The organism is Kitasatospora sp. NPDC051702, assembly GCF_040681575.1.
In the GTDB taxonomy this organism is placed as follows: Bacteria; Actinomycetota; Actinomycetes; order Streptomycetales; family Streptomycetaceae; genus Kitasatospora.
Map to the genome: position 1 here is coordinate 15,719 of NZ_JBFAZB010000070.1, position 21,746 is coordinate 37,464.

The window sequence follows — 21,746 nt, forward strand, 5'->3', positions numbered from 1 at the left end:
CCCGACCGGACCGCCCCTACAGCGGCGTGACGGCCTTCAGCACCAGCAGCAGGGCCACCGCGGCGTTGAGCGCGCAGAGCGCCGACGCCGCGGTGCCCACCGCGGCGACCATCGCGGCCAGGCCGGCCGGGGTCTTCGCCGGCGGCCAGTTGCGCGAGGTGGGCACCGGGCCGAGCAGCGCGGCCACCCGGCGCGGCACCGGGCCGGGCGCCGGGGCGGGGGCCACGAAGGCCGCGAAGCCCGGGGCGGGCGCCGCGTGCGACACCAGGGCGGCCCGGGCCACCGCCCGAGCGGTGATCCGGCGGTCGCCCACCGCCTGGGCCGACTCCTCGTCCGCCCAGCGCTCCGCGCTGTACGCCACCGCCTGCTGCAGCGGCCGCAGGAACGGGTTGACGCAGGCGGCGAGCTGGGTGGTCAGCAGGTAGCGGTGGTGGCGGTGCCGCAGGTGCGCCCGCTCGTGGGCGAGCAGCGCCTCGCGCTCGTCCTCGGCCAGTCCGGCCAGCATCCCGGTGGAGACCACCACCCGCCCGGGCGAGCCGGGCAGCGCGTACGCGTACGGGTTGGTGTCCGGCAGCACCGCGAGGTCGGCGGCGGACTCCGGCCCGTCGGGCAGCCCGGTCAGTGCCCGGCGGGCCCGGGACCGCACCCGCAGGTGGCGGCCGACCGTCCGGGCGCAGGCCGCGGCGACCAGCGCCAGCAGCCACATCGCGGCCGTCCCGACCGTCTCGTGGTACGGCAGGGCGGCCCGGACCTCCGGGTCGGACCAGCTGTCCGGGAGCGGGTTGCCGGGGATCTGCGCGGTGCCCACCACGCCGATCAGGCCGAGGCAGAGCACGCTGCACACCGCCATCACGGCGCTGATCACGGTCATCAGCCGGGCCGCGCCGCGCGGGTGCAGGTGCTGCTCGGTGAGGCGGGCGATCGGTACCGCGGTCAGCGGCAGGACGAGCGGGAGGAAGACGAAGAGGCCCACGGGTCAGCTCTCACGGTCGGCCGCTGCCGGGTCCGCGGACGCGGCGTCGAGCAGCGCCCGCAGCAGGTCCTCGTCGTGCGGGAGCAGCGCGCTCACGAAGCTGGCCAGGACGGCGTCCCGGTCGGCCTCGCCGTCGAGCATCCGGCGCATCCGCAGCGCGGCCAGCCCGGCGGCGTCGGAGGAGGCCTGCCAGAGGTAGGAGCGGCCCGAACGGGTCCGCGAGACGGCGTTCTTGGCGTGCAGCCTGGACAGGATGGTCATCACCGTGGTGTACGCCAGGTCGCCCTCCAGGCGTTCCTGGACCCACCCCGCGGAGGCCGGGCCGGGTGCCTGCTGGAGCACCGCCAGCACCTGCGCCTCCAGCTCGCCCTGGCCGCGTCTGCGGGCCGGTGCCTCGCCCGCCGCGGGGGCGGGCCTCTCGTCTGCCATGGCGGCCCACTCCCTCCGGATGCCGTGCCCCTCGACCGGCGGGGCACGGGTTCATCCTAACGAGCGGTGCGCCGCTGCGAACCGCTCCGCGCACGGGTGCGGGGGCGCCCGCGGGGCCGGCGGCAGACGGGCGGCACGCGGGCGGCAGCCGGTCAGTCGGCGGGCTGCCGGGTGTCCTGCGGGGCGTTCTGCCGGCGGTCGAGCTCGGCGATGTCGGGGTGGTGCAGGTCGAACGCGGGGCACTCGGAGCGGATCCTCGGCAGGGTGACGAAGTTGTGCCGCGGCGGCGGGCAGGAGGTGGCCCACTCCAGCGAGCGCCCGTACCCCCACGGGTCGTCCTCCTCGACGCGCTCCCCGTGCACGGCGGTCGTCCAGACGTTGTAGAGGAACGGCAGGGTGGAGATGCCGAGCAGCAGCGAGCCGACGGTGGAGACGGTGTTGAGCGTGGTGAAGCCGTCCGAGGCGAGGTAGTCCGCGTACCGGCGGGGCATGCCCTCGGCGCCGAGCCAGTGCTGCACCAGGAAGGTCGCGTGGAAGCCGGTGAAGAGCGTCCAGAAGTGGATCCGCCCGAGCCGTTCGTCCAGCATCCGCCCGGTGAACTTGGGCCACCAGAAGTGGAAGCCGGCGAACATCGCGAAGACGACGGTGCCGAAGACCACGTAGTGGAAGTGGGCGACGACGAAGTACGAGTCGGAGACGTGGAAGTCGATCGGCGGGGCGGCGAGCAGCACCCCGGTCAGGCCGCCGAACAGGAAGGTGACCAGGAAGCCGACCGTCCACAGCATCGGCGTCTCGAAGCTCAGCGAGCCGTTCCACATGGTGCCGATCCAGTTGAAGAACTTCACCCCGGTGGGCACCGCGATCAGCATCGTCATGATCGAGAAGAACGGCAGCAGCACCTGCCCGGTGACGAACATGTGGTGCGCCCAGACGGTGATCGACAGACCGGTGATGGCGACGGTGGCGCCGACCAGACCGGAGTAGCCGAAGACCGGTTTGCGGCTGAAGACCGGGATGATCTCGGTGATGATGCCGAAGAACGGCAGCGCGATGATGTACACCTCCGGGTGGCCGAAGAACCAGAACAGGTGCTGCCACAGCAGCGCCCCGCCGTCGGCCGCGTCGAAGACCTGCGAGCCGAACCGGCGGTCCGACTCCAGGCAGAGCAGCGCGGCGGCCAGCACCGGGAAGGCGAACAGCACCAGCACCGCCGTGAGCAGCACGTTCCAGACGAAGATCGGCATCCGGAACAGCGTCATCCCGGGCGCCCGCAGGCAGACGATCGTGGTGATGAAGTTGACCGCGCCCATGATCGTGCCGAAGCCGGAGAGGGCCAGTCCCATGATCCACAGGTCGGCGCCGATCCCGGGGCTGTGCTCGGCGCCGTTCAGCGGCGCGTAGGCGAACCAGCCGAAGTCGGCGGCGCCGTCGGGCGTCAGGAAGCCGGACACGGCGATCAGCGAGCCGAACAGGTAGAGCCAGTAGGCGAGTGCGTTCAGCCGGGGGAAGGCGACGTCCGGGGCGCCGAGCTGGAGCGGCATGATCCAGTTCGCGAAGCCGGCGAACAGCGGGGTCGCGAACATCAGCAGCATGATCGTGCCGTGCATGGTGAACAGCTGGTTGAACTGCTCGTTGTCCATCAGCTGCAGCCCGGGCCGGGCCAGTTCGAGCCGCATCAGCAGCGCCATCACCCCGCCGGCCAGGAAGAAGACGAACGACGTGGTGATGTAGAGGGTGCCGATCCGCTTGTGGTCGGTGGTGGTGAGCCAGCCGACCAGGGCCCGGCCCCGCCGCCGCCGGGCGGCGCGCCGCAGGCGGTCCGCCCGGGGGGTGCGGGGCGGGCGCGGGCCCCGGTCCACGACGTCCTTCGGCAACAGCGTCACGCGGCGCGCCTCCCGTGCTCGGGGCCGCACCGGGCCCGGCCAGTACCCGGTCCACCAGTACCAGCGGGCCGCGGCGGCGGCCCGGGGCGCGCGCGGCACGTCACCCGAACAGGCGCGGACCGGTTGCCCGCGGGCACGGCCCGGCGGACGGTCGTAGTCGGCACACCCGTTCGGCCGTGCGGGTCGACCGCCCCGGGGCGACCGCCCCCAGTGGCTTCGGCACAGGAGGAACCCATGAGCAGCTCGAGCAGTAGGGCCAACTCCGGGTGGGTGACCGGCGGCGTGGTGTTCGCGGGCGTGATGATGATGCTCAACGGCGTGCTGGACGTGTTCCGGGGCATCATGGCGATCGCCAACGACGACGTCTTCGTCACCACCCCGAACTACGTCTTCAAGTTCAACCTCACCGGCTGGGGCTGGATCCATCTGATCATGGGTCTGCTGCTCGCGGCCGTCGGTTACTTCGTGATCACCGGCGCCGGGTGGGCCCGGTACGTCGGCATCTTCCTCGCCTCGCTCAGCGCGGTCGAGAGCTTCCTGTCGCTGCCGTACTACCCGCTCTGGTCGATCATCGTGATCGCGCTGGACGCCTTCGTTATCTGGGCGCTCTGCGTCTACCGGCCCGAGACGGACTGACCGGGCGACCCGCCACGGGCCGCCCGGCCTCTCCGGACCGTCCGGCCCGTCCGGCCTCTCCGGCCTCGCCAGACCGTCCGGCCCCTCCGGACCGGCGGGCCCGCGCCGCACCCGGCCGCGGGCCCGCCGCACGCATCAGGCCCGGGCCCGCTGGGTGACGGCGATGCAGACCAGCACCACCACCGCCGTCACCGGCGCGGCCGCCGGCAGGTCCTCGTCCAGCAGCAGCACCGACCAGACCAGCGTCAGCAGCGGCTGCGCCAGCTGGAGCTGACTCGCCCTCGGCACCCCGATCGCGGCCATCCCCCGGTACCAGAGCACGAAGCCGCCGAACTGCGACACCCCCGCCGTGTACGCCAGCCCGGCCAGCGCCTTCGCACCGAGGTGCACCGGCTCGGCGGGCAGCGCGAGCGCGGTGGTCAGCAGCGTCACCGGCAGCGCGGCCACCACCGCCCAGGCGATCACCTGGGCGCCCGGCAGAGCGCGGGAGAGCCGCCCGCCCTCCGCGTACCCGGCCGCGCACACCAGCAGGCCGGCCACCAGGTAGAGGTCCGCGACGCCCGGTCGGCCGTGGCTCTGCAGCAGTGTGAAGGCGAGCACCGCCACCGCACCGGCCAGCGCCGCCGCCCAGAACGCCCGGGACGGCCGCCGCCCGGTGCGCAGCGCCGCGAACACCGCCGTGGCCAGCGGCAGCACGCCGATGACCACCGCCGAGTGCGCCGTCGAGGAGGTCCGCAGGGCGAGCGTGGTCAGCAGCGGGAAGCCCAGCACGCAGCCGCCCGCCACCACCAGCAGCGCGGGCCAGTGCCGGCGTTCCGGCAGCGGGGCCCGGACGGCCGCCAGGTAGCCGGCGGCGAGCAGGCCGGCGACGGCGCCGCGCAGTCCGGTGGCGCTCCACGGGCCGAAGCCGGACAGGGCCCACGCGGTGGCGGGGAAGCTGAGGGAGAAGGAGGCCACCCCGAGGGCCGCCAGCGCGGTGCCGGAGGCGGGGGTCCGCGGTGCTATCGCGATCGGGTGGATAGCGCTATCTTGTGCCGTCATGAACGAGCGTAGCAGTGTCACCGAACTCGCCGATACCCTGCGGGCTGAGGTCGAGCGCTACCCGGAGGGCCGAAAGCTGCCCTCCAGCCGGGCGCTGATGGAACGCCACCAGGTCAGTCCGGTGACGGTCTCCCGGGCGATGGCGGTGCTCTCCGCCGAAGGCCTGGTCGTCTCCCGGCCCGGCGCAGGCGTGTTCCGGGCCGCGGCCTTCACCGGCGGCGCCCCCGCCGGCGTCCCGTCCACCGCCCGCCCCGGCGACCTCTCCTGGCAGGAGGTCGCCCTGAGCGCCGACTCCGGCCCGCGCGACCTGCTCGCCGCACCGGTGTTCGCCACCCTCCGGGTGCCCCCGCCCGACGTCGTCGACCTGAACAGCGGCTACCCGCACGCCTCGCTGCTGCCCGAACGGCTGCTGGCCGCCGCGCTCGCCCGGGCCGGCCGCCGCCCGGGCGCCTGGGACCGCCCGCCCACCGACGGCCTCACCGAACTGCGCGGCTGGTTCGCCCGCGGCATCGGCGGCCAGGGCGGCCCGATCGGCACCGGGGACGTCCTGATCACCGCCGGCGGGCAGAGCGGCCTCACCGTGGCCATGCGCTCGCTCGCCGCGCCCGGCTCCCCCGTCCTGGTCGAGTCGCCGACGTACTCGGGCATCCTCGCGGTCGTCCGGGCGGCCGGACTGCGGCCGGTCCCCGTCCCGGTCGACGCCGACGGCGTCCGCACCGACCTGCTCGCCGACGCCTTCGACGCCACCCGGGCACGGGTATTCGTCTGCCAGCCGCTGTTCCAGAACCCCACCGGTGCGGTGCTCTCGCCCGCCCGGCGCGCCGAGGTGCTGCGGATCGCCCGGACGGCCGGCGCGTTCGTCGTCGAGGACGACTTCGCCCGGCTGCTCGTCCACTCCGACGCCCCCGCGCTGCCGCGCCCGCTCGCCGCCGACGACCCGGACGGCGTCGTGGTGCACCTGCGCTCGCTGACCAAGGCCGCTTCGCCCAACCTGCGGGTCGGCGCCCTCACCGCCCGCGGCCCGGCGCTGGCCCGGCTGCGCGCCACCCAGGTGGTGGACAGCTTCTTCGTGCCGCGGCCGCTCCAGGAGGCGACCCTGGAGCTGGTCGCCGACCCCGGCTGGGCCCGCCACCTGCGCACCCTCGGCACCGAGCTGAAGGACCGCCGGACCGCCACCGTCGCCGCCCTGAACCGCGAGCTGCCCGGGCTGGTCGGCGCCCACAACCGCGGCGGGTACCACCTGTGGCTGCGGCTCCCGGACGGCGTCGACGACGGCGCGCTCACCGCGGCCGCGCTGCGCGCCGGCGTCCAGATCACCCCCGGCCGCCCGTACCACGCCGCCGAACCCCCGGCCCCGCACCTGCGGCTCAGCTACGCCGCGGCGGAGAGCACCGCCCACGCCGTCGAGGGGGTCCGCCGCCTGCGCCGGGCCTACGAGGCCGCGGCCGGCTGAGCGGGCCCGCTACCGGTGGCCCGCCATCCGCTCCAGCCGGGCGATGCGCTCGGCCATCGGCGGGTGGGTCGAGAAGAGCCGGGCACCCGCCTCGCCGGGGCGGAACGGGCTGGCGATCATCATGTGGCTGGCCGTCTGGAGCTGCGGCTCGGGCGGCAGCGGCAGCCGGCGGGTGCCGGCGTCCAGCTTGCGCAGGGCGCTGGCCAGGGCGATCGGGTCCCCGGTGATCCGGGCGCCGTCGGCGTCGGCCTGGTACTCGCGGGAGCGGCTGACCGCCAGCTGGATGAGCCCGGCGGCGAGCGGGCCGAGGATCATGATGGCGAGCAGGCCGAACAGGCCCGGCCCGTCGTCGTCGTCGCTGCGGCCGAACGGGATCAGCCAGGCGAAGTTCACCAGGAACATCACCACCGAGGCGAGCGCCCCCGCGACCGAGGAGATCAGGATGTCCCGGTTGTAGACGTGGCTCAGCTCGTGCCCGAGCACGCCCCGCAGCTCCCGCTCGTCCAGCAGCTGCAGGATGCCGTCGGTGCAGCAGACCGCGGCGTTGCGCGGGTTGCGGCCGGTGGCGAAGGCGTTCGGGGCGGGCGTCGGCGACAGGTAGAGGCGGGGCATCGGCTGGCGGGCCGAGGTGGAGAGCTCGCGGACGATCCGGTACAGCCGGGGCGCCTCGATCTCGCTGACCGGGCGGGCCCGCATGGCCCGCAGCGCCAGCTTGTCGCTGTTCCAGTAGGCGTACGCGTTGGTGCCGAGGGCGACCACCAGGGCGATCACGAAGCCGGTTCGGCCGAAGAAGCTGCCGATCACCAGGATCAGCGCCGAGAGGCCGCCGAGCAGGACGGCGGTCCTCAGTCCGTTGTGCCGGCGGTGCACGTCAGGCCCTCCAGTGGTGCGGTGGGGAAGCCCTTTCTGCCTCGTCCCTCTTGCCCGGTCAACGGGCGGGGACCAGGGCCTTGTTCCCCCTGACCGGCGTCGCACCGCCGCGGCGCCGGCACCCCGTGACGAGGGCCGCCCGGCCCCGCCCGCGCCGGAGCACCGGTGCGGGCGGGGCGGGACCGACCGAGGTCGGCTAGAAGAGGGAGCCGCCCGCGACCTGGAGGACGAGCTGGGGGGCGAGCGAGAGGACCACGGCCACCGAGGCGGTCAGGCCCAGCGTCGCGGTCAGGCCGACCGGCAGGCGCCGCTCGTCGCCGGCCCCGCCCGCCGCCCCGCCCGCCGCCTCGTCCGCCGTCGCCGGGGCGAAGATCCGGGCGGTCCAGAGCAGGTAGTAGTACAGGGCGACGACCACGTTGGCGGCCATCACGACGGCCAGCCAGCCGAGCCCGGCGTCGACGGCCGCGCGGAACACCACGACCTTGCCGAACAGGCCGATCACGCCGGGCGGCAGCCCTGCCAGGCAGAGCAGGAAGAAGGCGAGCGCCAGGGCCGTCCAGCGGCGGCGGGCGAACAGGCCGCGGAAGTCGTCCACGCTGGTCCCGGCCCGGCGGCCGACCGCCGCCACCACGCCGAACGCACCGAGGTTGACCACGCCGTAGATCAGCGCGTACGCGGCGGTGGCGCCGAGCGGGTCGGCGCCGGTGGGCGCGTAGCCCGCGGCGGCCAGCGGCACCAGCAGGTACCCGGCCTGGCCGACGGAGGACCAGGCCAGCAGCCGCACCGCGCTGTAGCGGGTGTCGAAGCGCTGGCGCAGCGCGCCGACGTTGCCCACCGTCATGGTGACGGCGGCGAGCACCGCGAGCACCAGGCCCCAGGTGTGCGCGTACGGGCGGAAGGCGATGGTGGTGGCGAGCGCGAGGCCGGAGAGGCCGGCCGCCTTGCCGACCACCGAGAGGTAGCCGGCCACCGGCAGCGGGGCGCCGGTGTAGGTGTCCGGCACCCAGAAGTGGAACGGCACGGCGGCGACCTTGAAGGCGAAGCCGACCAGGGTCAGCACGGCGCCCGCCTCGGCGAGCGGCCTGAGCTGGGCGGGGGCGTGCTCCAGGCCCTGCGCGACGGCGGCCAGGTGGAGGCTGCCGCCGGCCGCGTAGACGAACCCGATGCCGAGCAGCATCACGGCGGTCGCGGTGACGGAGGAGACGAAGAACTTGAGCGCGGCCTCGGCCCCCCGGCCGTCCCGGCGCAGCGCGACCAGGGCGAAGGCCGGCAGCGAGGCGACCTCCAGCGCGATCACCATGGTGGCGAGGTCCCGGGAGGCCGGCAGCAGCGCGGCGCCGGTGGCGCTGGAGAGCAGCAGGAACCAGTACTCGCCGCCGGGCAGCCGCTCCTCCTCGACGGTGTGCGCCGAGAGCAGGGCGGCGATCAGGGCGCCGCCGAGCGCGAGCAGCTGGAACACCAGGGCGAAGTGGTCGGCGACGTACGAACAGCCGGCGCTGTCAGTGGCGCCTGCTACGTTCTGCACACAGAAGGTCGCCCGGGGTGATCCCCCGGTCAGGGGGAGGAGCGCGATGGGGGCGAGGGCGAGTCCGGCGGCGGTGAGGCGGCCGAGCCACTTCCTGTGCCGCTCGGGCAGGAACAGGTCGGTGACCAGGACGGCGACGGCCGCCACGGCGGCGATCAGCGGGGGCGCGATCGCCACCCAGTCCACGGACTGGATCAGGCTGCCCGGGTTGGCTACGGCGAGGGAGGTCACAGTGTGCTGCCCCGTGGAGTGAGGTCCGAGTGCGGCGGTCTGGGCTCCGAGCACGGTCAGCCACCTCCGAGGAGGTGCTTGACGGCGGGGTCGGAGAGGCCGAGCAGGAGCGCGGGCCAGAGGCCGGCGAGCAGGGTGAGGGCGGCCAGCGGCGTCCAGCTGACGGCCTCGTACGGGCGCAGGTCGGCGACCTGCGCCACCGGCGCGGGCTGCTCGGGGTCGCCCATGCAGACGCGCCTGACCACGATCAGCAGGTAGGCGGCGGTGAGGAGGGTGCCGAGGCCGGCCAGGACCATGTAGGTGACGAACGCGGGCCTCGACAGGCCCTCGGCCGGGTCGAACGCGCCGAACATGGCGAGCAGCTCGCCCCAGAACCCGGCCAGACCGGGCAGGCCCAGGCTGGCGACGGCGGCGAAGGCGAGCAGTGCGCCGATCCGCGGCGCCCGCCCGTACAGGGCGGCGCCGGTGGCTCCCGAGAGGGTGTCCAGGTCCGCCGTGCCGTAGCGGTCCTTGACCGCGCCGACCACGAAGAACAGCAGGCCGGTGATCAGCCCGTGCGCGATGTTGGCGAACAGCGCGCCGTTGACGCCCGCCGGGGTGAGGGAGGCGATGCCCAGCAGGACGAAGCCCATGTGGCCGACGGAGGAGTACGCGATCAGGCGCTTGAGGTCGCCCTTGGCGCCGGGGCGGGCGAGTGCCAGGCAGGCCAGCGAGCCGTAGACGATGCCGACGGCGGCGAACGCGCCCAGGTAGGGGGCGAGCGTGGCGGTGCCGTCCGGGACGACCGGGAGGAGGACGCGGACCAGGCCGTAGGTGCCCATCTTCAGCAGCACGCCGGCCAGCAGCACCGAGCCGACGGTCGGGGCGGCGGTGTGCGCGTCCGGGAGCCAGCTGTGCAGCGGCCAGGCGGGGGCCTTGACCGCGAGCCCGACCATGATCGCCAGCGCGGCGACGACCTGGGTGGTGTGGCTCAGGCCTGCGCCGTGCGCGGCGGCCAGGGCCTGCATGTCGAAGGTTCCGGCCTTGCTGCCGACCAGCAGGAAGCCGAGCAGCATCACGGCCGAGCCGAGCAGCGTGTACAGGATGAACCGGTTGGCGGCCGGGGCCTTCGCACCGCTCCCCCAGCGGGCGATCAGGAAGTACATCGGGATCAGCACGATCTCGAAGGCCAGGAAGAAGAGCAGGAGGTCCAGCACGGCGAAGGTCGCGAGCATGCCGACCTCGAGCAGCAGGAACAGGCCGACGAAGGAGCGCGCCGAGGGGACGCCCTCCCCCGAGGGCAGGCGCTTCTCCGAGTACAGCGCGCAGAGGAAGGTGAGCAGCGCGGTCAGCACGATCAGCGGCAGCGAGACGCCGTCCACGCCGAGGTGCAGGCGCACGTCCAGGGCCGGGATCCAGGCCACGTCGGTGGTGGCCTGCATCCGGGCGGGCTCGTCCTGGTCGAAGCCCGCCGCCAGGGCGACGGCGAGCAGCAGCACCGCGCCGGTGAGGACGCTGTTCAACCGCAGCGCCCGCCGGTCGGCGGCGGCCGGCTCCGGGCCGAACACCGGCGCCAGGGTGAGCGCGGCGCCGAGCAGCGGCAGCACCAGGAGGGCGATGAGGACTGCGTTCATCGGGGGCTCCTACGGGCGGCGGTCGGCATCGGGGGGAGGTGGTGGGGCATCCGGCTACACCGCCACCAGGACGGCCAGCAGGACGACGCCGGCGAGCAGGGCGCTGAGGTAGGTCTGCGCGTTGCCGGTCTGCGCGAGCCGGACGGCCCGGCCGAGCAGGTTGGCACCGACCCCGGTGCCGCGCACGTAGGTCTCGACGACCTCGCGGTCGAGGAAGCGGACCAGTCCGGCGGCGGCGGTCACCGGTCGGACGAACAGCACGTGGTACAGCCGGTCGACGCCGAAGCCGCGCCGGGCCGGGCCGAACAGCGGACCGAGCAGGGTGCGCCCGGGGTCGGCGACGACCACGTCGGCGACCGGGGCTCCCGCCTGCCCGGGCACCGTCGCCCGGCCGGTGCTCTGCCGGGAGGTCGCCGAGCGCCAGGCGCCGTACGCCGCGAGCAGACCGATCACGGCGAGCCCGGTGCCGATCACCGCGGTGACCGCGGAGGGCCGCAGCGAGCCGCCGTCCAGCAGCGCGGGCAGCCAGTCCGAGCGGACCCCGGCGATGCCGAAGCCCATGGTCGGCACCGCCAGCACCCAGAGCGGCCAGCGCATCGCGGGCGGTTCGGGGCTGGCCGGGTCGGCCTCGTCGAGCTCGGGCGAGTACGGGGCGCCGGCCTCGTGGTCGGCCACCACCGAGGCGGCGTCCGGGGCGGGCACGACCTCCGGTGCCTTCGCGGCGGCACCGGTCGGGCTGTGGAACGCGACCAGGAACAGCCGTGCCGCGTACGCGGCGGTGAGCAGCGCGGTGAGCGCGGCCGAGACCAGCACGATCCAGCCGGCCGCCTCCGGGACGGCCGAGGACGGGCCGAGCCCGTTGGTGAGCGCCTCGCCGTCGGCGGCGTGCTCGGCGGCGGTCAGCACCGCCTCCTTGCTGAAGAAGCCGGAGAACGGCGGCAGCCCCACCAGGGCGACGAGCCCGATGCCCATCGTCCAGTAGGCGTCCGGGACGCGCTTGCGCAGCCCCGGGATCCGGGACATCGCGGAGATCGAGTTGGTGTGCGCGGCGTGGATCACCACACCGGCGGCCAGGAACAGCAGCGCCTTGAACGCGCCGTGGCTGACCAGGTGGAAGACGGCGGCCTCGCGGTCGCCGCTGGCCAGCGCCCCGGCCATGTAGCCGAGCTGGCCGACGGTGGAGTAGGCGAGCACCCGCTTGAGGTCGTCCTGGGCGAGCGCGCAGACAGCCGACCCGATCATCGTCACGGCGGCCATCACCGCGAGCACGACCAGCGCCGCGCCCGAGAGCAGGAACACCGGCAGCAGCCGGGCGACCAGGTAGATGCCGGCCGCGACCATGGTGGCGGCGTGGATCAGCGCGGAGACCGGCGTCGGGCCGGCCATCGCGTCCGGGAGCCAGGTGTGCAGCGGGAACTGCGCGCTCTTGCCGGCCACGCCGGCGAGCAGCAGCAGCGCGATCAGCGTCGGGTGGCCGAGCCGCCCGTCGGTGGCGGCGGCCAGCACGTCGGTGATCCGGAAGCTGCCGGCGTCCGCGCCGAGCAGGAAGATCCCGAACAGGAACGGCACGTCGCCGAGCTTGGTGACCAGGAAGGCCTTCAGCGAGGCCGAGCGGGCGTCCTCGGTCTCCCAGTGGTGGCCGATCAGGAAGTACGAGCAGATGCCCATGACCTCCCAGCCGACCAGCAGCACGATCAGGTCGCCGGAGTAGACGACCAGGAACATCGCCGCGGTGAACAGCGAGACCAGCGCCGCGTAGGACGGGTAGCGCGGGTCCTTCTTCAGGTACGCCGTCGAGTAGACCTGCACGCAGGTGGCGACGAGGCCGACCAGCACGGAGATCAGCGAGCTGTAGCCGTCCAGGTGGAGGGCGAGCCCGATGTCCGGGCCACCGGTCGGGGTGAGCCGCGTGGCCGCGTCGAGGGACTGACCGGTGCCGAGCTGGAGCGCGACCACCAGGGCGAGCACGCCCGAGACGGCGACCGGCACGATCGCCAGCGGACGGGCCAGCCCGGGGGCCTTGCGGCCGACGCTCAGCGTCGCGGCGGCACCGAGCGCGGGCAGCACGGGAACGAGGACGGGCAGGGCGAGGTTCATGCGGCGGCCTGGCCCTTCAGCGCCTCGGCTCCGGCCGGCGCCTCCTCGGCGAGCGGCTCGGCCGGGTCGCCGAGCGCGGTGGCCCGGTCGATGTCGGCGGTGCCCCGGGCCCGGAAGAGCAGCAGGACGATGGCGAGCCCCAGGCCGATCTCGGCGGCGGCGAGGGTGATGGTGAACAGGGTGAGCGCCTGACCGGCGTGCAGCGAGTCGTGCAGCCAGGTGTCGAAGGCGACCAGGTCGAGGTTGACGGCGTTGAGCATCAGCTCGACGGACATCAGCACCAGGACGGCGTTGCGCCGGGCGAGCACGCCGTACACGCCGACGCCGAACAGCAGCGCGGCGAGGACGACGGGGTAGGCGAGGTGCATCAGCCCTCCTGCTCAGAGGTGGTCGCGGCGGGGGCCTCCGGGGCCGGCCGGGGCACCGTCGCGGCGACGGTCCCGTTCGACCCGACGGGCCGCCCGGCGCGCAGCCGGCCCGCCCGCGGCGCCGGCACCCGGCGCCCGGAGCCGCGCGACAGCACGATCGCGCCGACCAGCGCCGCGAGCAGCAGCACGGACAGCGCCTCGAAGGGCAGCACCCAGTGGCGGAACAGGCTCTCCCCGGTGACGGCGGCCGAGCCGCCGCCCGCGCCGAGGTCGATCCAGGAGGTCCGGAAGGCGTCGACGACCAGCGTCACCAGCGTCCCCGCCGTGGCCAGCGCCACGACCAGGGCCACCCAGCGGTTCTTGGAGTCGGCGTCCGGTGAGCGTCCGATCGGCGCCTTGGTGAGCATCAGCCCGAACAGCACCAGGACGACCACCGAGCCGAGGTAGATCAGCACCTGCACCCAGGCGATGAACTCGGCGGTGAGCAGCAGGAACTCCACCGCCAGCCCGCCGAGCGCGACGACCAGCCAGAGCGCGGCGTGGACCAGCTGCTTGGTGGTGACGGCGACCACGGCGGAGCCGAGCACGACGACGCCGACCAGCAGGAAGACGACCTCGACCCCGGTCGGGGACAGGAACGAACGGGCGGCCGGCTCCAGTGGACCGGTCGCCGCGAGCAGGGTGGCGGCGCTCATGCTCCCTCACCCTTCTCCTCGGCCGCGGCGGCTGCGGCCGCGAGCTTGTCCGCCGCCTTGCGCGCGGCGGCGATCTCCTTGGGCTCCTCGGCCGCCGGGTCCAGCGCCGGCGGCGCCGGGACGGTCCACATCCACTCGCGCAGCCGGTCCCGTTCGTGGGTCAGCTCCAGGATGTCGGTCTCGGCGTACTCGAACTCGGGCGACCAGAACAGCGCGTCGAAGGGGCACACCTCGATGCAGATCCCGCAGTACATGCAGAGCGAGAAGTCGATGGCGAAGCGGTCGAGCACGTTGCGGGTGCGGGCCCGGGCGTTCGGGTCGGCGGCGGGCAGCGTCTCCTTGTGGGAGTCGATGTAGATGCACCAGTCCGGGCACTCGCGCGCGCAGAGCATGCAGACGGTGCAGTTCTCCTCCAGCAGCGCGATGACGCCGCGCGAACGCGGCGGCAGCACCGGCTGCACGTCGGGGTACTGCGCGGTGACGCTCTTCTTCGTCATCGTCCGCAGCGTCACGGCCAGGCCCTTGGCGAGGCCGGCACCGGGGAAACTCATGAGATCGCCACCTTGATGACGCCGGTGAGGGCGAGCTGGACGAGGGCGAGCGGGATCAGCACGGTCCACGCGAAGCGCATCAGCTGGTCCTCGCGCAGACGCGGGTAGGTGACCCGCAGCCAGATGACCACGAAGGCCAGCGCGAAGGTCTTCAGGACCATCCAGAGCCAGCCGAGCTGGTCGGACATCGGGCCGTGCCAGCCGCCCAGGAACAGCACCGCGGTCAGCGCGGACACCACGAGGATGCCCACGTACTCGGACAGCAGGAAGAGCGCGAAGCGCAGGCCGGTGTACTCGGTGTACGCGCCGAAGATGATCTCGGAGTCGGCCACCGGCATGTCGAACGGCGGGCGCTGCAGCTCGGCCAGGCCGGCCGTGAAGAACACGAACGCGCCGATGAGCTGCCAGGGCAGCCAGTACCACTGCCAGGTGTCGAGGATCCCGGGCAGCGAGAGGGTGCCGGCGGCCATCGCCACCGAGGCCGCCGCCAGCACCATCGGCAGCTCGTAGGACATCAGCTGCGCGGCCGTGCGCAGACCGCCGAGCAGCGAGAACTTGTTGGCCGAGGCCCAGCCGGCCATCAGCTTGCCGATCACGCCGACGCCCATCACGGCCAGCACGAAGAACAGGCCGGCGTCGATCGCCTGGCCGACGAAGCCGTCCGGGCCGACCGGGATCGCCAGCAGCACGAACAGGTACGGCAGCAGCGAGACGGCGGGCGCCAGCTGGAAGATCCGGCGGTCCGCCCCGGCCGGGACGATGTCCTCCTTCTGCGCGAACTTCACGCCGTCGGCGACGAGCTGCGCCCAGCCGTGGAAGCCGCCCGCGTACATCGGGCCGAGCCGGCCCTGCATGTGCGCCATGACCTTGTGCTCGGTCTGGCCGATGACCAGCGGGAAGACCAGGAAGACGACCAGGGTGGCGACGCAGCGCAGCACCGTGTCGAGCAGGTTCACGCGCCGTCTCCGTCCTGGTCGGCCGGTCGGGCCGGGGTCTCGTCCTGCTCGTCCCGCTCGGCCTGCTCGCCCGCGGGCTCCGCCGGCGCCGCGGGCCCGGAAGGCTCGGCGTGGGCGGGCACCGGGTTGTGCCAGGGCGCGTCGGAGGACTGGGTCCGCGCGGGCGCCGGCCGTCCGGCCTTGGGCTCGGCGGCCTCGGCGGCCTCGACGGCCTCAGCGGGCACAGCCGGCCCGGCGGGCGCAGCGGCCTCGGCAGGGGCACCGGCGGCCGGTGCCGCGGTCGGCTCCGCCGCCGTGGGCTCCGCGGCCTGGCTGACCGACCCGGCCGAGACCGACCTGGTCCGCCGCGGCCGATCGGCCCGCAGCGGCGCACCCTCGGCGCCGGCGGCCGCGCCCTCGGCACCGGCGGTCGGCTCCCCGGCCTGGCTCGCCGATCCCTCGGCCACCGACCTGGTCCGCCGCGGCCGGTCCGCCCGCACGGGCGCGCCCTCGGCGCCGGCGCCACCGGCAGCGGCCGCCCGGGGCGTCCGCGCCGCCGCGCCCGCCGCCCGCGCACCGCGCGCGGGCCGCTCGGCGACCGGCGGCAGGGTGCCCTTGAGCGGCCCCCACTCGTTCGGGTCCGGCACACCGGGCGGCTGCATCTTGCGCCGGACCGGCCCGTCGCCGTGGTCCGACTCGCCCGGCTCCTTGGCGCCCGGCCAGGCCTTGGCGACCCGGGCCGCGAGCACGAACTCCTTGCGCAGCGGGTACCCCTCGAAGCCGTCCGGCAGCAGCAGGGTGGCCAGGTAGGGGTGCCCGGGGAAGTCGATGCCGAACATCTCGTGGGTCTCGCGCTCGTGCCAGGCGGCGCCCGCGTAGACCGGGACGGCCGTCGGCAGCGAGGCCGCGTCCCGCGGCACCCTGGTGCGCAGCGCCAGGTGGCGGACGGCGCCCGCGGTGTCGGCGGAGGCGAGGTGCGCGACGACGGAGAAGCCGTCGGCGAGCTCGTCGACGGCGCTCAGCCAGTCGAAGTAGCGCAGGCCCAGCACGTCGCGGACGCTGGTGAGCGCCTCGGTCCAGTGCTCGGCCGGCACGTCGACGGTGATCAGCCCGTAAGCCTCGGCGCCGGTCGCCCACTCCCCGACCGACGCCGCGTACTGCTCGGCGGGATTCACGAGGCTCCCCCTTCGGGCGAGGTCTCCGTCGGGACCGGCCGGTCCTGCGGCGCGCCGGGCCCCGCGACGAGCGGGCGGCGCAGCGCGGCGGCGGGCGCGGTGTAGCGGCCGGGCAGCGACTCGGCCGCGATCTTCTCCTGCAGCTTGAGGATGCCCTGCAGCAGCGCCTCGGGCCGCGGCGGGCAGCCGGGCACGTAGACGTCGACCGGGATGATCTGGTCGACGCCCTTGGTCACCGAGTAGGAGTCCCAGTAGGGGCCGCCGGAGTTGGAGCAGGCGCCGAAGGAGATGACGTACTTCGGCTCGGGCATCTGCTCGTAGAGGCGCTTGACGGCGGGGGCCATCTTGTCGGTCACCGTCCCCGAGACGATCATCAGATCGGCCTGTCGGGGGCCGGGCGCGAACGGGATGACTCCCATCCGGATGAAGTCGTGCTTGGCCATGGACGCGGCGATGAACTCGATCGCGCAGCAGGCCAGGCCGAAGTTGAAGCACCACAGGCTGTAGCGGCGCCCCCAGTTGAGCACCACCTTGACCGGGTCCGGCGCGAGCCGGGCCAGCGGGCCGATGGCGCGGCGCTCGACGGCGCCGGGGCGCGACGGGTCCGGCAGGCCGAGCGGGACGGGCCCGCCCTGGGCGCCGTGCGAGTGGTTGTGCGTCACGTCCATTCCAGAACGCCCTTCTTCCAGGCGTAGAGCAGGCCGACCGCGAGGAAGCCGATGAAGAGGAACATCTCGACCAGCGTTCCGGCGCCGTACCCGGCGGAGGCGAAGACCGTCGCCCACGGGAACAGGTAGATCGCGTCCACCGCGAAGATCACGTAGAGGAAGGCGTACACGTAGTAGCGGATCTGGGTGTGCGCCCAGTCCTCGCCCACCGGGTCCACGCCGCACTCGTAGGCGAGGAGCTTCTCGGGCGAGTACACCACCGGCCGCAGCAGACGGTTGGCGGTGAACGCCACGATGACGAAGAGCACCCCGATGACGGCCAGCAGACCCATCGCGGCGTACGCGTCGAAGTAGCCGCCGCCGACCGCCGGGTCGGCCGCGACGGCAGCCGTGTGCCGCCCCTCCATGCCTTCGCCCTCCACCTCGGCCGTGAACAGCCCTCGCGGCAGTTCTCCGACGTTTCCTCGCACGGTCATAACCATGGCCAATGCGTGAGTCTAAGGGGACGGCTCCGCTCCGCCCGAACCCTGCCCGCTCCGCAAGACGTCCGGTGGACACCCCGGTGAACACCAGGGAGTGGCCCGACGACCAGGGGAGGGGTAGGGATAACCCCCGTCCCGGAAGATGTATCACCCCCATGGCCCCCACCGCCCCCGGTTCGGGAAGCTTGGTCCACCAGCTCGACCGAGAGGGACGGTAGATCCAGATGAAGCCTCCGCACCGACGCGCCGTCGACGCCATCAGGGAGCAGGACGCGCGCATGGAGCGCCCGCCGCTGTACGGCGCACGGATGTGGCGGCAGGCCGGGCACCTGATGCTCAACCTGCCGCTCGGCATCGCCGGCTTCACGTTCGCCGTCGTCATGGTCTCGACCGGCCTGGGGTTGGCGGTCACCGTGATCGGCCTGCCGCTGCTGGCCGCCGGGCTGGCCGGCTGCCGCGCCCTCGGCGGGCCGGCCCGCCGCCGGGCCCGGTCCGCGTACGGCTCCGACATCCACGAGCCGGAGCCGGTGCGGCGGCGCCGGCCGGGGATGGTCGGCTTCACCACCGCCCACCTGACCGACCTGCTGAGCTGGCGCTCCACCCTCTACAACATGCTGATGCTGCCCTGGGGCATCCTGAGCTTCACGCTGACCCTGGTCTCGATCATCGCACTTTTCCCGGTGCTGCCCTGGGTGGTCCGGATGCTGGCCGCGACGGACCGGATCCTGGTCGAGGCGCTGCTCTTCCCGGGCGCGCTGGCCGAGCGGGTGCGCGAGCTGGAGGACGACCGCGGCACGGTGGTCGACACCGCCGCCGCCGACCTGCGCCGGATCGAGCGCGACCTGCACGACGGCGCCCAGGCCCGGCTGGTCGCGCTGGCCGTGGACCTCGGCATGGCCAAGGAGCGGCTGCGCGAGGTCGAGAGCGAGGACGACGTGCGCGCGGCCACCAGGATGGTCGACAACGCGCACGGCGAGGTGAAGCTGGCCCTGCAGGAGCTGCGCGACCTGGCCCGGGGCATCCACCCGGCGGTGCTCACCGACCGCGGCCTGGACGCCGCGTTGTCCGCGGTCGCCGCCCGCTGCACGGTGCCGGGCGGGGTGAAGGTGAACGTCGACCTGGGGGAGGCGGACGGCCCGGCCGGGCGCCCGGACTCGGCGGTCGAGGGCATCGCCTACTTCACCGTGAGCGAGCTGCTCACCAACGTCTCCAAGCACGCCGGCGCCACGACCGCGTCGGTCGACGTCTGGCGCTCGGACGACCAGCTGATGGTGCTGGTCCAGGACGACGGCAGGGGCGGCGCGGCCCCGTACCCGGGCAGCGGCCTGGCGGGGCTGGCCGAGCGGGTCCGCGCGGTGGACGGGGTCTTCCTGGTGGAGAGCCCCGAGGGCGGCCCGACCAGCGTGACCGTGGAGCTGCCCTGGCGCACCCGCACGGGCCGCCACTGAGCACCGCCGCCGCCTGCCCGGAGCTCCCCCGCACGCCCGGAGCCCCGCCCGGAGCCTCCGGACACGGCCGGGCGCCGGGACCCCGTCGAGGCAGTGACGGGGTCCCGGCGCCGTCCGGTGCGGCGGCCGGTCCGCGGAACCCTTGCGCGGCGTGCGGCCCGGCCGGGCCGTCCCGGGTCTAGGGGGTCTGCAGCGTGCCGAGGGTGACGTCGGCCGTCTGGCTCTTGCCGTCCCGGGTGTAGGTGACGGTGACCTTGCTGCCGGGGGTGAGCGAGGCGAGCGCGGTGGTGAGCGCGTTCAGCGAGTCGATCGGGGTGTCCCCGATCCTGGTGATGACGTCACCGGGCTGCAGCCCCGCCGCGGCGGCCGGGCCACCCGGGGTGACCGCCACGATGACCGCGCCGGCCGGCTGGAACTGCTGGTCGAAGCTGGTCCGGGCGGTGATGCCGAGCGCGGCCCGGCCGGAGTTGGTGACCTTGCCCTGCTTGATGAGCTGGTCGGCGATGCTGGTGACGGTCGAGGCCGGGATGGCGAAGCCGATGCCGGGCGCGGCCGCGCCGCTGGCCTCGGGCTCGGTGGCCGCGAGGGTGTTGATGCCGATCACCTGGCTGGCCAGGTTGACCAGCGCGCCGCCGCTGTTGCCCGGGTTGATGGCCGCCGAGGTCTGCACCATGTTGCCGATGGTGGCGCCGGGCGATCCCGAGCCCTGGGGCTCGGAGACGGTCCGCGCGGTGGCCGAGACGATGCCCTCGGTGACGCTGCTGGCGAGGCCGAGCGGGCTGCCCATGGCGAGGGTGATCTGGCCGAGCTGCACCTTGCGGGAGTCGCCGAAGACGGCCGGCTTGAGGCCGCCGGGCGAGCCGTTCAGCTTGATCACCGCGAGGTCGGACTCGGGGTAGCTGCCGACCAGGGTGGCGTCCAGCGACTTGGTGCTGTTGGCGAGGGTGACGGTGAAGGTGGTCGCGGTGCCGACCACGTGGGCGTTGGTGACGATGTCGCCGGCGGTGTCGTAGACGATCCCGGAGCCGAGGCTGTCGCCGGTGGTGATCTGCACCACCGAGGGCAGCACGTCGGCGATCACCTTCTGGTAGGAGTCCTGCAGCTGGTCGCCGGCGCCGGGGAGCTGCCCGGGCGACCCGGAGGCCGACCCGGCCGGGGACGGACCGGAGGACGAGCCGGCCGCCGCGGAGGAGGGCGAGGACGAGGAGGAGCCGCTGCTGCACGCGGCCAGCGCCAGGGCGGTCAGCACGGCCACCGCACCCGGCGCCAGCGCCCGGCGGCGGCGGGCGGCCCCGATGACGGCCGCCCGGACGGCGGTGCGATCGGCGGTGCGACGGGCCTTGGGCCCGGTCGGCCGCGGTCCGGCCGGCAGCGGGCGGGTGTGTTCCTTCTTTCGGCTCACCTGGCTGCCTCCGATCCGTCACGGCGCTGAGAGCACGGAAATCTTTGTCAGCATTTCACCGATTTGTCCGAATCCACGGCCCGACGCGCCCGCCATTCGAAGGAATCCGAACGCCCTAGGATTCTGGGCATGACTTGGTTGATCACCGGCGGTGCCGGATACATCGGCGGGCACGTCGTCCGCCAGCTGCTCGACGCCGGTGAGCGCGTCGCGGTCCTCGACGACCTCAGCACCGGCGACGCCTCCCGCCTCCCGGAGGGCGTCGCCCTGGTGAAGGGCTCCACCCTGGACCGGGCCGCCCTGGACGCCGCCATCCGCGAGCACGCGGTCGAGGGCATCCTGCACTTCGCCGCCAAGAAGCAGGTCGGCGAGTCGGTCGAGCAGCCGTTCTTCTACTACCGCGAGAACGTCATCGGCCTGCAGACCGTCCTGGAGGCCGCCGCCGAGGGCGGGGTCAAGCGGTTCCTGTTCTCCTCGTCCGCCGCCGTCTACGGCATGCCGGACGTCGACCTGGTCACCGAGTCCACCCCCTGCGCGCCGATGAGCCCGTACGGCGAGACCAAGCTCGCCGGCGAGTGGCTGGTCGCCGCCGCCGGGAAGGCGTACGGCATGTCCACCGTGGCGCTGCGCTACTTCAACGTGGCCGGCGCGGCCTCCCCCGAGCTCTCCGACGCCGGGGTCTTCAACCTGATCCCGATGGTCTTCGAGCGGCTCACCGCCGGTCAGGCGCCGCGGATCTTCGGCGGCGACTACCCCACCCCGGACGGCACCTGCGTCCGCGACTTCATCCACGTCTCCGACATCGCCTCGGCGCACGTCGCGGCCGCCAAGCGGCTGGCCGCCGACCCTGCCGGCGAGACCGCGCTGGTGCTCAACATCGGCCGCGGCGAGGGCGTCAGCGTCAAGGAGATGCTGGAGGTGATCGGCGAGGTCACCGGCTACGACACCACCGCCGAGGTGACCCCGCGCCGCCCCGGCGACCCGGCCCGGGTGGTGGCCTCCGCCGACCTGATCCGGCGCGAGCTGGGCTGGAACGCCCGCCACGGCGTGACGGAGATGGTCTCCTCCGCGTGGGAGGGCTGGTGCAGCCGCCACCCCGAGGCCCGCAAGGCCTGACGCAGGGCCCCGGGCCGGGCCCGGCCTGACGTCCTCCACCGCGGCGGCGGGGCTCCGGCCCCCCCCCCCCCCCCCGCGCACCCGGGCCGGGCGGCCGGGCCGGAGAAGGCGGCCACCCCCTACAACCACCCGGGCGGGGAGCAGACGAAGAACCG

20 protein-coding genes are annotated in these 21,746 nt (G+C 74.2%); 4 read left to right on the plus strand and 16 right to left on the minus strand.

Features of this window, described 5'->3' with window-relative positions; translation table 11 throughout:
- Nucleotides 1-16 precede the first annotated feature (16 nt).
- The 3 genes from AB0N04_RS36170 to ctaD form a co-directional block, all read right to left on the minus strand.
- Nucleotides 17-973: a M48 family metalloprotease gene (locus AB0N04_RS36170; RefSeq protein WP_360219757.1), complete on the minus strand. Its 957-nt coding sequence runs from the start codon at nucleotides 971-973 to the stop codon at nucleotides 17-19.
- 3 nt (nucleotides 974-976) lie between these two features.
- Nucleotides 977-1,402: a BlaI/MecI/CopY family transcriptional regulator gene (locus AB0N04_RS36175; RefSeq protein ID WP_360219754.1), complete on the minus strand. Its 426-nt coding sequence runs from the start codon at nucleotides 1,400-1,402 to the stop codon at nucleotides 977-979.
- A gap of 152 nt (nucleotides 1,403-1,554) precedes the next feature.
- The gene (ctaD, locus tag AB0N04_RS36180) at nucleotides 1,555-3,216 is read right to left on the minus strand and encodes a cytochrome c oxidase subunit I (RefSeq protein WP_360219808.1); all 1,662 of its coding nucleotides are present in this window, start codon (nucleotides 3,214-3,216) and stop codon (nucleotides 1,555-1,557) included.
- A 303-nt stretch (nucleotides 3,217-3,519) separates the two neighbouring features.
- Between ctaD and AB0N04_RS36185 the strand changes: the two genes are divergently transcribed.
- Nucleotides 3,520-3,921 carry a hypothetical protein gene (locus tag AB0N04_RS36185; RefSeq protein WP_360219751.1) on the plus strand — a complete coding sequence of 134 codons (402 nt, stop codon included), beginning with the start codon at nucleotides 3,520-3,522 and terminating at the stop codon, nucleotides 3,919-3,921.
- Between the two features lie 135 nt (nucleotides 3,922-4,056).
- Here AB0N04_RS36185 and AB0N04_RS36190 read toward each other — a convergent pair whose 3' ends face one another.
- Nucleotides 4,057-4,962: a DMT family transporter gene (locus AB0N04_RS36190; RefSeq protein ID WP_360219748.1), complete on the minus strand. Its 906-nt coding sequence runs from the start codon at nucleotides 4,960-4,962 to the stop codon at nucleotides 4,057-4,059.
- Here AB0N04_RS36190 and AB0N04_RS36195 point away from each other — a divergent pair.
- Nucleotides 4,961-6,415 carry a PLP-dependent aminotransferase family protein gene (locus AB0N04_RS36195; protein ID WP_360219745.1) on the plus strand — a complete coding sequence of 485 codons (1,455 nt, stop codon included), beginning with the start codon at nucleotides 4,961-4,963 and terminating at the stop codon, nucleotides 6,413-6,415. The genes AB0N04_RS36190 and AB0N04_RS36195 overlap by 2 nt on opposite strands.
- Nucleotides 6,416-6,424: 9 nt before the next feature.
- On the opposite strand, the gene htpX is transcribed toward AB0N04_RS36195, so the two are convergent.
- The 11 genes from htpX to AB0N04_RS36250 form a co-directional block, all read right to left on the minus strand.
- Nucleotides 6,425-7,285: a zinc metalloprotease HtpX gene (htpX, locus tag AB0N04_RS36200; RefSeq protein WP_360219742.1), complete on the minus strand. Its 861-nt coding sequence runs from the start codon at nucleotides 7,283-7,285 to the stop codon at nucleotides 6,425-6,427.
- A gap of 196 nt (nucleotides 7,286-7,481) precedes the next feature.
- Nucleotides 7,482-9,041, minus strand: coding sequence for an NADH-quinone oxidoreductase subunit N (locus AB0N04_RS36205; RefSeq protein WP_363365652.1), 1,560 nt, complete (start codon nucleotides 9,039-9,041; stop codon nucleotides 7,482-7,484).
- 56 nt (nucleotides 9,042-9,097) lie between these two features.
- Entirely contained in the window at nucleotides 9,098-10,654 is a 1,557-nt protein-coding gene (locus AB0N04_RS36210) for an NADH-quinone oxidoreductase subunit M (protein WP_360219736.1), read from the minus strand.
- Nucleotides 10,655-10,708: 54 nt separating this feature from the next.
- Entirely contained in the window at nucleotides 10,709-12,751 is a 2,043-nt protein-coding gene (locus AB0N04_RS36215) for an NADH-quinone oxidoreductase subunit L (protein WP_360219733.1), read from the minus strand.
- Entirely contained in the window at nucleotides 12,748-13,119 is a 372-nt protein-coding gene (gene nuoK / locus AB0N04_RS36220; protein WP_360219730.1) for an NADH-quinone oxidoreductase subunit NuoK, read from the minus strand. The genes AB0N04_RS36215 and nuoK overlap by 4 nt, the downstream gene beginning before the upstream one ends.
- Complete coding sequence (locus tag AB0N04_RS36225) at nucleotides 13,119-13,814, minus strand: NADH-quinone oxidoreductase subunit J (protein ID WP_360219727.1); 696 nt, start codon at nucleotides 13,812-13,814, stop codon at nucleotides 13,119-13,121. Before AB0N04_RS36225 ends, nuoK begins: the two co-directional genes overlap by 1 nt.
- Nucleotides 13,811-14,365, minus strand: a complete 555-nt coding sequence (locus tag AB0N04_RS36230; protein WP_360219724.1) for an NADH-quinone oxidoreductase subunit I — start codon at nucleotides 14,363-14,365, stop codon at nucleotides 13,811-13,813. Before AB0N04_RS36230 ends, AB0N04_RS36225 begins: the two co-directional genes overlap by 4 nt.
- Nucleotides 14,362-15,315: an NADH-quinone oxidoreductase subunit NuoH gene (nuoH, locus tag AB0N04_RS36235; RefSeq protein WP_360219805.1), complete on the minus strand. Its 954-nt coding sequence runs from the start codon at nucleotides 15,313-15,315 to the stop codon at nucleotides 14,362-14,364. The genes AB0N04_RS36230 and nuoH overlap by 4 nt, the downstream gene beginning before the upstream one ends.
- Before the next feature lie 2 nt (nucleotides 15,316-15,317).
- On the minus strand, nucleotides 15,318-16,475 hold the full coding sequence (locus tag AB0N04_RS36240) for an NADH-quinone oxidoreductase subunit C (RefSeq protein WP_360219721.1): 1,158 nt from the start codon (nucleotides 16,473-16,475) through the stop codon (nucleotides 15,318-15,320).
- Nucleotides 16,472-17,143: an NADH-quinone oxidoreductase subunit B family protein gene (locus AB0N04_RS36245; RefSeq protein ID WP_360219718.1), complete on the minus strand. Its 672-nt coding sequence runs from the start codon at nucleotides 17,141-17,143 to the stop codon at nucleotides 16,472-16,474. Before AB0N04_RS36245 ends, AB0N04_RS36240 begins: the two co-directional genes overlap by 4 nt.
- Nucleotides 17,134-17,550: an NADH-quinone oxidoreductase subunit A gene (locus AB0N04_RS36250; protein ID WP_360219803.1), complete on the minus strand. Its 417-nt coding sequence runs from the start codon at nucleotides 17,548-17,550 to the stop codon at nucleotides 17,134-17,136. Before AB0N04_RS36250 ends, AB0N04_RS36245 begins: the two co-directional genes overlap by 10 nt.
- Nucleotides 17,551-17,903: 353 nt before the next feature.
- Between AB0N04_RS36250 and AB0N04_RS36255 the strand changes: the two genes are divergently transcribed.
- Entirely contained in the window at nucleotides 17,904-19,073 is a 1,170-nt protein-coding gene (locus tag AB0N04_RS36255) for a sensor domain-containing protein (RefSeq protein ID WP_360219800.1), read from the plus strand.
- Nucleotides 19,074-19,251: 178 nt separating this feature from the next.
- On the opposite strand, the gene AB0N04_RS36260 is transcribed toward AB0N04_RS36255, so the two are convergent.
- On the minus strand, nucleotides 19,252-20,370 hold the full coding sequence (locus AB0N04_RS36260; protein ID WP_360219797.1) for a trypsin-like peptidase domain-containing protein: 1,119 nt from the start codon (nucleotides 20,368-20,370) through the stop codon (nucleotides 19,252-19,254).
- A gap of 234 nt (nucleotides 20,371-20,604) precedes the next feature.
- Here AB0N04_RS36260 and galE point away from each other — a divergent pair, with 234 nt between their 5' ends.
- Nucleotides 20,605-21,591, plus strand: coding sequence for a UDP-glucose 4-epimerase GalE (gene galE / locus AB0N04_RS36265; RefSeq protein WP_360219715.1), 987 nt, complete (start codon nucleotides 20,605-20,607; stop codon nucleotides 21,589-21,591).
- Nucleotides 21,592-21,746: the final 155 nt, after the last annotated feature.

Excerpts from the sequence above, each read along its gene's own strand:
- AB0N04_RS36175 (WP_360219754.1), bottom strand. The coding sequence starts at position 1,402 with ATGGCAGACGAGAGGCCCGCCCCCGCGGCGGGCGAGGCACCGGCCCGC.
- AB0N04_RS36185 (WP_360219751.1), top strand. The coding sequence starts at position 3,520 with ATGAGCAGCTCGAGCAGTAGGGCCAACTCCGGGTGGGTGACCGGCGGC.
- AB0N04_RS36195 (WP_360219745.1), top strand. The coding sequence starts at position 4,961 with ATGAACGAGCGTAGCAGTGTCACCGAACTCGCCGATACCCTGCGGGCT.
- AB0N04_RS36190 (WP_360219748.1), bottom strand. The coding sequence starts at position 4,962 with ATGACGGCACAAGATAGCGCTATCCACCCGATCGCGATAGCACCGCGG.
- AB0N04_RS36210 (WP_360219736.1), bottom strand. The coding sequence starts at position 10,654 with ATGAACGCAGTCCTCATCGCCCTCCTGGTGCTGCCGCTGCTCGGCGCC.
- AB0N04_RS36215 (WP_360219733.1), bottom strand. The coding sequence starts at position 12,751 with ATGAACCTCGCCCTGCCCGTCCTCGTTCCCGTGCTGCCCGCGCTCGGT.
- nuoK (WP_360219730.1), bottom strand. The coding sequence starts at position 13,119 with ATGCACCTCGCCTACCCCGTCGTCCTCGCCGCGCTGCTGTTCGGCGTC.
- AB0N04_RS36225 (WP_360219727.1), bottom strand. The coding sequence starts at position 13,814 with ATGAGCGCCGCCACCCTGCTCGCGGCGACCGGTCCACTGGAGCCGGCC.
- AB0N04_RS36230 (WP_360219724.1), bottom strand. The coding sequence starts at position 14,365 with ATGAGTTTCCCCGGTGCCGGCCTCGCCAAGGGCCTGGCCGTGACGCTG.
- AB0N04_RS36245 (WP_360219718.1), bottom strand. The coding sequence starts at position 17,143 with ATGGACGTGACGCACAACCACTCGCACGGCGCCCAGGGCGGGCCCGTC.
- AB0N04_RS36250 (WP_360219803.1), bottom strand. The coding sequence starts at position 17,550 with ATGGAGGGGCGGCACACGGCTGCCGTCGCGGCCGACCCGGCGGTCGGC.
- AB0N04_RS36255 (WP_360219800.1), top strand. The coding sequence starts at position 17,904 with ATGGAGCGCCCGCCGCTGTACGGCGCACGGATGTGGCGGCAGGCCGGG.
- galE (WP_360219715.1), top strand. The coding sequence starts at position 20,605 with ATGACTTGGTTGATCACCGGCGGTGCCGGATACATCGGCGGGCACGTC.